At 62.9% G+C, this 7,748-nt stretch carries 8 protein-coding genes and 1 pseudogene; 2 read left to right on the forward strand and 7 right to left on the reverse strand.

Annotated elements, in window-relative coordinates; genetic code table 11:
• Window position 1: 1 nt before the first annotated feature.
• Genes nuoK through HOLFODRAFT_RS21485 form a run of 5 tightly spaced genes read right to left on the reverse strand, consistent with a single transcriptional unit; the run spans window position 2 to window position 3,691 of the window.
• Window positions 2-325: an NADH-quinone oxidoreductase subunit NuoK gene (nuoK, locus tag HOLFODRAFT_RS0214200; RefSeq protein WP_005031619.1), complete on the reverse strand. Its 324-nt coding sequence runs from the start codon at window positions 323-325 to the stop codon at window positions 2-4.
• A complete protein-coding gene (locus HOLFODRAFT_RS0214205) occupies window positions 325-813 on the reverse strand; it encodes an NADH-quinone oxidoreductase subunit J family protein (RefSeq protein WP_005031621.1) in 489 nt (162 codons plus the stop codon). Before HOLFODRAFT_RS0214205 ends, nuoK begins: the two co-directional genes overlap by 1 nt.
• A complete protein-coding gene (locus HOLFODRAFT_RS21480; protein WP_005031622.1) occupies window positions 804-1,373 on the reverse strand; it encodes a NuoI/complex I 23 kDa subunit family protein in 570 nt (189 codons plus the stop codon). The genes HOLFODRAFT_RS0214205 and HOLFODRAFT_RS21480 overlap by 10 nt, the downstream gene beginning before the upstream one ends.
• Before the next feature lie 2 nt (window positions 1,374-1,375).
• The gene (gene nuoH, locus HOLFODRAFT_RS0214215; RefSeq protein ID WP_005031624.1) at window positions 1,376-2,428 is read right to left on the reverse strand and encodes an NADH-quinone oxidoreductase subunit NuoH; all 1,053 of its coding nucleotides are present in this window, start codon (window positions 2,426-2,428) and stop codon (window positions 1,376-1,378) included.
• Window positions 2,429-2,476: 48 nt separating this feature from the next.
• A complete protein-coding gene (locus HOLFODRAFT_RS21485; protein ID WP_005031626.1) occupies window positions 2,477-3,691 on the reverse strand; it encodes a molybdopterin molybdotransferase MoeA in 1,215 nt (404 codons plus the stop codon).
• A gap of 264 nt (window positions 3,692-3,955) precedes the next feature.
• Between HOLFODRAFT_RS21485 and HOLFODRAFT_RS0214225 the strand changes: the two genes are divergently transcribed.
• Window positions 3,956-4,699, forward strand: coding sequence for a hypothetical protein (locus HOLFODRAFT_RS0214225; RefSeq protein WP_005031628.1), 744 nt, complete (start codon window positions 3,956-3,958; stop codon window positions 4,697-4,699).
• A 102-nt stretch (window positions 4,700-4,801) separates the two neighbouring features.
• On the opposite strand, the gene HOLFODRAFT_RS0214230 is transcribed toward HOLFODRAFT_RS0214225, so the two are convergent.
• Entirely contained in the window at window positions 4,802-6,829 is a 2,028-nt protein-coding gene (locus HOLFODRAFT_RS0214230) for a hypothetical protein (RefSeq protein ID WP_148300459.1), read from the reverse strand.
• Between HOLFODRAFT_RS0214230 and HOLFODRAFT_RS24595 the strand changes: the two genes are divergently transcribed.
• Window positions 6,818-7,156, forward strand: coding sequence for a hypothetical protein (locus tag HOLFODRAFT_RS24595; RefSeq protein ID WP_148300460.1), 339 nt, complete (start codon window positions 6,818-6,820; stop codon window positions 7,154-7,156). The genes HOLFODRAFT_RS0214230 and HOLFODRAFT_RS24595 overlap by 12 nt on opposite strands.
• Before the next feature lie 381 nt (window positions 7,157-7,537).
• Here the strand turns inward: HOLFODRAFT_RS24595 and HOLFODRAFT_RS25125 are convergent.
• Window positions 7,538-7,748 (reverse strand): annotated as a pseudogene (locus tag HOLFODRAFT_RS25125) (IS91 family transposase); the annotation flags it as partial.

Raw genomic sequence — 7,748 nt, forward strand, 5'->3', positions numbered from 1 at the left:
CTCAGCGGCGGAGCGCATCGGCGCGGTCGGAATCGGTGGTGCGCCGATGGCGGTAGAGGGCCACCACCAGGGCCAGGCCCACCGCTGCCTCGCAGGCCGCCACGGCGATGATGAAGAGATAGAACACTGTCCCCTGCACATCCCCGCCCCGGTATCGGGCGAAGGCCAGCAGGGCCACGTTGGCGGCGTTGAGCATCAGTTCGATGCCCATGAACTGGATCAGCAGGGAGCGTCGGATCAGCACCGTCGCCAGGCCGATGACGAAGAGGAGGAGGGCCACCAGGATGTAGCCTTGCAGGCTGCCATGGAGCAGGGCTGGACTCATCACAGCTCCTTCTTCACAAGGGCCACGGCGGCGACCATGGCGGCCAGGAGCAGAAGGCCGGCGGCTTCGAAGGCCACGACATGCTGCTGGAAGAGGCTGACGCCCACTTGGTGCAGGTCCATGACCTTCACCGGGCCTTCCTGCCCGAGCCTGGCCAGAGCCGGGCTGCTCAGGACGGCCTTGCAGGCTCCGGCCCCCAGGCCCGCGGCCGCCAGGGCTCCCAGCCAGCGCTGGATCCTGCGGGGATGCTCGGCGGGCTCCTCCTCGTGGCTGTTGAGGAGCATGATGACGAAGAGCACCAGGACCACGATGGCCCCGGAGTAGACGATGATCTGGAGGGCCGCCGCCACGGGGTTGGCCAGGAGCAGGAAGAGTCCCGCCACGCCGAGGAAGCACAGCACCAGGCAGAGCCCCGCCACGATGAGGTTCCGGCTTCGGAACATGGCCACGGCACCGAGGAGGGTGATCAGGGCGAAGATCAGGAACATGCGACCTCCTTGCGGCTGGGGGTCGAGGGCGTGGGGTCTGTCTTGATCACGGGCTTTCCGTCAGGTTCAGCGTAGGTGTTCAGGAGATCCCATTTCCCGTAGCGCAGGGCCTCCCGGTCCGTCCCCACCAGTTCGTAGTCCTTGCGGAGCCAGATGGCGTCCTTGGGGCAGGCCTCCTCGCACATCCCGCAGAAGATGCAGCGCAGGAGGTCGATCTCGAAGCGCTTGGGTCGCTTCTCCTCGAAACCCTGGGTGAGGTTGAGCTCCGAGAACTCCTCGGCCTCGATGGTGATGCAGCGCGCCGGGCAGGCCTCGGCGCACATGAAGCAGGCCACGCACTTCACGGAACCGTCCTCGAAGCGCTTCAGTTCGTGGAGGCCCCGGTAGCCCTCGGGCATCTCCTTCTTCATCTCCGGGTACTGGATGGTGAAGCGCTTGGAGGTGGGGGTGAAGAGTTGGCGGAAGAAGTGCCCCAGGGTGATGGCCATGCCCTTGAGGATCGGCCAGACATAGGTGCGGTCCAGCCAGCTCAGTTCGACCTGCTTGATGAGGATGGCCATGGTCAGCCCCGCTTGAACATGAGGAAGGCGTGGAACAGGAAATTGGCCATGGAGAGGGGGAGCATGACCTTCCATCCCAGTTTCATGAGCTGGTCATATCTGAACCTCGGGAGGGTCCAACGGATCCAGATGAAGAGCCAGCAGAAGAAGAGGAGCTTGACCAGGAAGGCGAGCACCGAGAGCCACACCCCGGGATCCGCCACGAAGGGAACCCGCCAGCCGCCGAAGTAGAGGGTCACGATGAGGGCCGAGGCCGTCACCATGTGGACGTACTCCGAGAGGTACATCAGGGCGAACTTCATGGAGCCATATTCGGTGAGGTAGCCCGCCACGATCTCGGCCTCGCCCTCGGCGAAGTCGAAGGGCAGGCGGTTGGTCTCGGCGAACATGCAGGTCGTGAAGACCAGGAAGCCCAGGAACTGGGGCAGGACGTTCCAAAGGCCCCACTGGGCCTGGATGATCTGATGGGGGTCGTAGGCCCCGGCCCGCATGAAGATGGTGATCACGGCCAGGCTCATGGCGATCTCATAGCTGACCATCTGGGCGCTGGCCCGCATGCCGCCCAGGATCGACCACTTGTTGTTGCTGCTCCAGGCGGCAGTCAACACCCCGTAGACCGCCATGGAGCCGATGGCCAGGGGGTAGAGCATCCCCATGCCGTTGCCCGGATCCAGGAGGCTCAGGTGGTAGGTCTGCCCACCGCTCACGAAACTCTGGCCGAAGGGGATGATGGCGAAGCCCATGACCGCCGGCAGGAAGGTCAGGAGCGGTGCCACCCAGAACACCAGCTTGTTGACGTGGGGCGGAACGAGGTCCTCCTTGAGGAAGGCCTTGATGCCGTCGGCGGCGATCTGGGGCAGGCCCAGCAGGCGCCACTTCCCGAAGAGGGCCGCCCGGTTGGGGCCAATGCGGTCCTGGATCATGGCGGCCCCCCGGCGTTCCACCCAGGTGAGGAGGGAGGCCAGGGTGAAGGGGCCCCCGAAAACGATGAGGACCTTGGCGACCATCCACAGGGTCTCGGGGGAGAGGTGCAGAAGATGGGCGAGGGTGGGCATGGGGAGCCTTCGGGAACTAGTTGAAGGTATCAGAAAGGATGGCCTGGATCAGTGGTCCTCAGGCTCCTCCGTGAGGTGGACGAGGACGGAACTGCCCTTCTGGACTTCCAGGGTATCCGCCCCCACCATGGCCAGACCGTTGGCCAGGAGCATGGAACTGAGGACCCCAGAGCCTTGGGGGCCCGTGAGCCTGGCGTGGAGACCATCGGGCTCTTCCCGGAGCATCACCCGCAGGATGTGGATCTTTCCATCGGGTTTGCCCTTCTTCCAGGCATCTTCCAGGATCGCCTGGCGCTCGGGACGGAAGAGGGTCTGGAAGCCCATCATCTTCCGCAGGGCGGGCCGGACGTACTCCTCCACCATCACCATGGCGGGAACCGGGTTGCCGGGAATGCCGAAGATCAATTTGCCATTCAGGCTCCAGACGCCAAAAGGGCCGCCGGGCTTCTGGGCCACCTTCCAGAAGAGCTTGCTGGCACCCAACTCCTCCAGCACCACCTTGACGAAGTCGTAGTCTCCCTCGGAAACGCCGCCCGTGGTCAGAAGGACATCGCAGGTGGCCAGGGCCTCCCGCACGGCCGCTTCCACCGCCTCCCGAGTGTCCCGCACCCGGGGGAAGGGCTGGGCGCAGGCCCCCAGGGCCGTGATCTGGGCGCAGAGGCCGGGGTTGTTGGAGTCCCGGATCTGGCCAGGGCCGGGCTTCTGGGAGGCGTCCACCAGCTCGTTTCCGGTGCTCATGACCGCCACCCGGGGGCGGGGGCGCACGGCCACCCGGTCCAGGCCGAGGGAGGCCAGGACACCTATGGCGGCGGGGTTCAGGATGGTTCCGGCCTCTAGGACCCTGGTGCCTGGCTGGATGTCCTCTCCCGCCAGCCGGACGTTGGAGCCGGTTTTGACGGGCTTGGGGAACTCCACCCAGTCCTCGCCATGGTTTGTGTGCTCCAATGGCACCACCGTATCCGCCCCCTCCGGCAGAGGGGCGCCGGTCATGATCCGCAGGGCCGTGCCAGCGACCACGTTCTGCTCGGCCACCTGGCCGGCCGCCACGGTACCCAGCACCTTCAGGCGGACTCCTGGGAGGATATCGACCCCCCGCAGGGCGAAGCCGTCCATGGCTGAGTTGGTGAAGGGGGGCAGGGCCTCCTGGGCCAGGATGTCCTCCGCCACCGGCAGTCCCAGGGCCTCGGCCAGGGGTTTTGGAGCTGGAGGCATGGGAGCGGTCTGTTCCAGGATCTGTCGAAGGGCTTCAGCGTAGGTCGTCATTGTGGGATCCCGTTGGATTGCTTCGGCTTCCATTGTGGCACCAGTGCCCATGGATTGGGCTTGGGCGTAGAGTGGAGGCAGTGGGGGAACGAAATGGCTGACAGGATTTCCAGGCGTGTATCCGTTCAGGCCTCGGCACCCATGGGAAGGGCGATGGTTTCGACGGGCATCACTGGGTTGCGTGTCTTTTATCCTGCTCATCCTGCCTATCCTGTTCCCCTTTCCTTTCAACAGGATGGCCAGGATACGCAGGATGAAAAGCCTTTGTCGGCCCGCAGGCCCCTGGTCCTGCCCGGGTTGATGCGTGGCTTCCTGGCGCTGTTGATCCTGTTCTGCTCGCCTTGGGCCATGGCTCAGCTCCCCCTGAACCAGATGGCCCCCCATCACCGGGCGGTGGTGGAGGCGGTGGTTCGAAAGCCTGACTTCACCTTTGAGACCCACACGGATCCGGTCCCGGTGCGCTTCGACATCATGGAGAAGCTCTTCGACCATCCCCGCCTGGCGGCGGCCATGTGGCGTCACTGCCAGTTCGTGCCGTCCTTCTACGCCTTCGAGGAGCCGGGTCGTCGGCTCACCATCGAGGATGGGCAGGGACTCGCTGGCACCCTCACCCTGGTGCACCGCCAGTACGGCCTGCGGGTATACCTCGTCGATGGCCGGGTGGAAAAGGGGCGCATGGGGAATCCCTTCGCCGTGGGGGCTCGCATGGTGGTCATGTACCGCTACTGGGAAGGTCCCAAGGGCTTCCAGAGCTACCTGCGGACCTGGACCACCCTGGACTCCGCCCTTCTAGGCTTCATCTCCAAACCCTTCAAGGGCTACATCAAACGCCGCCAGGAGGAATTCATCGCCTACATCAATGGCAATATCGCCAAGGGGGGCGAGTTCGCCCAGATCGATCCCCAGGAGTTCAGGGAGCCCATCCGGCTAGAGGGCGATCCCATCGCCATCCGCCAGTTCGAGCAGGTCTTCGGGAATCGGGGGCATATGGCGAGGCACCGACGGTAAAGAAGAGATTCTTCCCCGACTGTCAAGACTCATTGGGTTAGCCAGTCATGGCATGGAATGCCGACTGAACAGATTCGGGAGACTCGTCTGTTGGCATCGTCTTCAGAACCCTGCCAGTTTTTCCCAAGGCGCGAGCCCGACGTCTTCCAGTGGTTTCAAGGTGGCGTATTCCTGCCATCGAATCCCAGGCGATCGATCCAGCGAGAGTCTTTCGCACGCATAATCGCTGAAACGCTCGGCGGCAGATTCGGTGAACACCCCCAGGGCCAGGGTGAAGATGGCCGGGTTGTAGTGCCACACCTTCCCATCAGTCGGCAGGCCGACCTTGGCCGCAACGTCTCCCCACCACAGAAAGGGGGCTGCAGCACTCTTGTAGTGCTCCTGGTTGAGCTTCTTGCCCTCTTCCAGGGGCATGGTGCCCAGGTGGGTTGCGTGCTGGGCTGGATCCCCGGCCCACTCGGTCTGGAACTTCACGGCGGTCCAGCCCAGCTTCCAGACCTTCTGCTTAACCTCCGGCTCCTCCGAGCGGTAGAAGTCCCTGACCTCCCACCACAACAGGGGCTTACCCTTCCGCTCGGGGGCCTGGGGCACCAGATCCAGCACCTTCCGATCCTCGATGATCGAGTCCTGGGTGTCATCCACGATCTGATTCCACCCAGGGAAGATGGGCTCCGTAGAGAAGACCGACCAGTGCAGAAAGCCCCCGGTATTCCCGCCCGGCTGAACGCCCGCTCCCGTCCGCCACAGGAGATCACCCGGGTTGACCAGGACGGGATGACCGAAGGCCTCCTCCGCGATCAGGATGTCCCCCCGGGTCAGGGCCGGAAGGAAATCCCGCTGCTTCCACTCTGGGAAGAGGGCTGAAAACTTTCTTCCGACGTGCTTCTTGAGGGTATAGAGCTTCTGGGGCCGATCCAGGTAGCTGGAGGCAGCGCCATCGAAGTAGCGCTCAATCTGTACCCAGACATCATTGTCCTGCACCAGCAGGTTGTCCTGCAGCACCCGGAAGCGGTCGCCCGGCACCAGGGTGACCTTCCCGTGGTGGGTGTCCACCATGGCCCGCTTGGAACGGACCACTCCATCGCCGTCCAGGAGGGTGGGGTAGGCGGGGAAGGAGGTGGGATGCTTTTTGTCTTCGGTCTTTTTTACCGTGTATCCATCCTGCATCCACCGAAAGGGGAACGCATCTTCCCCGATGTTCTTTTGAGTCAGGTCCCGGTGCTCCGCCAAATGCATGTACAGGCTGTAGAACACCTTCTCATGCCCCCCCAGGACATTCCCCTTGGAATCGCTGTAGGCCTGCCCGGTGAGAAGGCAGCCCATGGCGTCCTCCATGCGGTGGCGCATCAGGATGAAGTTGCGGTTCCCCAGGTCCAGGCTCCGCTCCTCCCCGTTCTGCTGCCAGCGGGCGCTGGCCTGCCCCGCCCCGCCGTTCCCCAGGCGGAAGGCCACGATCTCCCCCGCCATGGGGGCGTAGATGGGGGTGTTCAGATCCGCGGCCACATGCAATCCCCCATGCCAGCAGTTGTTCTGCCCGATGGGGAAGTTTCCGCCATGGAAGCCCCGGTTCACGTCCTCCAGCAGGCTCTTCACATTCGCAAGGGCCGTGGCGGTATCGGTGAAGCTAATGACTAGTTTTTTCTTATCCTTGCCCACAGGGAGCATGCAGGGAAAGAGACAGGTGGAATCCAGGAGGGTGTAGGTGATGTCGCGCACAGGCACATTCCCGGCTGGCGCGGGGTCCGCCATCTCATTCTTGTCGGTTTCGTTCAGACTGTAGTCGGATTCAACGACTTCGATGAATTTTTTAAATTGACCCCATTCTTTGACGACCTGGCACCCCTCGCTGCCTGTAAAGCCCGATTCCTGATCGGAGGCGTTTCCGGCGTGGATGTTGTGCTGATCCGTATGGGAAAGGGGTTCCTTGGGGTTCTGAGTTCGATCACGGTTGTCGTCGTAGAATGCTCCCGCATTTATGGGTCGCAGAGCCCGGTAGCCCTTGCCTTTGGGAAAGACAGGGGCCTTGTCCAGCCTGATTCTGGGACGGCTCTGGTGATGGACTCCGAATCGGTAGCGATGCATGCCCAAGCGAAGGTCCCGGAGTTTCGCCTCATTCCCATGGGCGGGCATCCCGTATTCCAAGGATGCGCTAAAGGAATGGACTTTGGTGCTGGAGCCTTCGTTCTGCAACACCAGGATGCAATCATCAAAGACCCCGCTTTTGTTTACAATGACACTGTTGCGATAGGTAACCTCGTTATCCCTGAACTTAAAGAACAGTCCCCGGATGCCCATGACATTCACCCGCATGTTTTGGGTCTGAAAGTCGTAGCTTGGATCACCCTGGAAACCAAAGACTACCTGGGAGCGGCTCCAGAGACGTGCAAAGAAGGTGAAAATTTCGTAAGCGTTCAGCCCCCGCAGGGGGATGGACGCTTACAAATTCAGTCCATATGAGCCATTAGGTTGTACTTTTCGTTCAGGGTGGCCATGCTCATGGAATGAGCGAGAACGAGCGTCAGCTGATCTCTGAAAACAGTGAGCATTTCGTCGGTGGGGCGTGGGCGAGGCTGCCTCAGGTAGACGGAGCCCCCACCGATGAAATGCGGTGTTGAACAAGCCCGGAGCGGCGGGGGAGTTGGGCGAGGGCTATGGGGAAATCGCGCCTGCTGATCCACTTTTGGGGACGCCAGGTCCCCTGTCGCCCAGGGATTGCTGACTGCTGAGCCCGACAGTCCCGGCAGGGGGCTTGGACCGAGTTGGCGTCATAGCAGGGCTTCGCCGTCCCGCCGTGGTGGAGGTCGTGGTGCAGGTGATGGATAGCTGAGAGGCTGACAGTCATGGCATCACCGCCGGGGGTGCCCTGGAGGCTTCACTCATCAGCGGCCGCCAGAGGATCAGACCACCACAATGAGGGCAGCGTTGCCCCGTGCCTTCGGCTGGACACGCCTCGGCTCTGGGTTTCGGAGCAGGCAGCAGGGCCCTGGCCTGTTCCAGCAGACCTCCACCCTGGGCCGAGGCGTAGAGGCCAAAGTGCCGGATCTTATGG

It is taken from the genome of Holophaga foetida DSM 6591 (genome assembly GCF_000242615.2).
GTDB classification, from domain to species: domain Bacteria; phylum Acidobacteriota; class Holophagae; order Holophagales; family Holophagaceae; genus Holophaga; species Holophaga foetida.

What these genes read in the sequence shown, in the direction of transcription:
- HOLFODRAFT_RS21480 (WP_005031622.1), bottom strand. Translation starts at nt 1,373, where the DNA reads ATGGCCATCCTCATCAAGCAGGTCGAACTGAGCTGGCTGGACCGCACC.
- nuoH (WP_005031624.1), bottom strand. Translation starts at nt 2,428, where the DNA reads ATGCCCACCCTCGCCCATCTTCTGCACCTCTCCCCCGAGACCCTGTGG.
- nuoK (WP_005031619.1), bottom strand. Translation starts at nt 325, where the DNA reads ATGAGTCCAGCCCTGCTCCATGGCAGCCTGCAAGGCTACATCCTGGTG.
- HOLFODRAFT_RS0214230 (WP_148300459.1), bottom strand. Translation starts at nt 6,829, where the DNA reads ATGCCCGCCCATGGGAATGAGGCGAAACTCCGGGACCTTCGCTTGGGC.
- HOLFODRAFT_RS0214205 (WP_005031621.1), bottom strand. Translation starts at nt 813, where the DNA reads ATGTTCCTGATCTTCGCCCTGATCACCCTCCTCGGTGCCGTGGCCATG.
- HOLFODRAFT_RS21485 (WP_005031626.1), bottom strand. Translation starts at nt 3,691, where the DNA reads ATGACGACCTACGCTGAAGCCCTTCGACAGATCCTGGAACAGACCGCT.
- HOLFODRAFT_RS24595 (WP_148300460.1), top strand. Translation starts at nt 6,818, where the DNA reads ATGGGCGGGCATCCCGTATTCCAAGGATGCGCTAAAGGAATGGACTTT.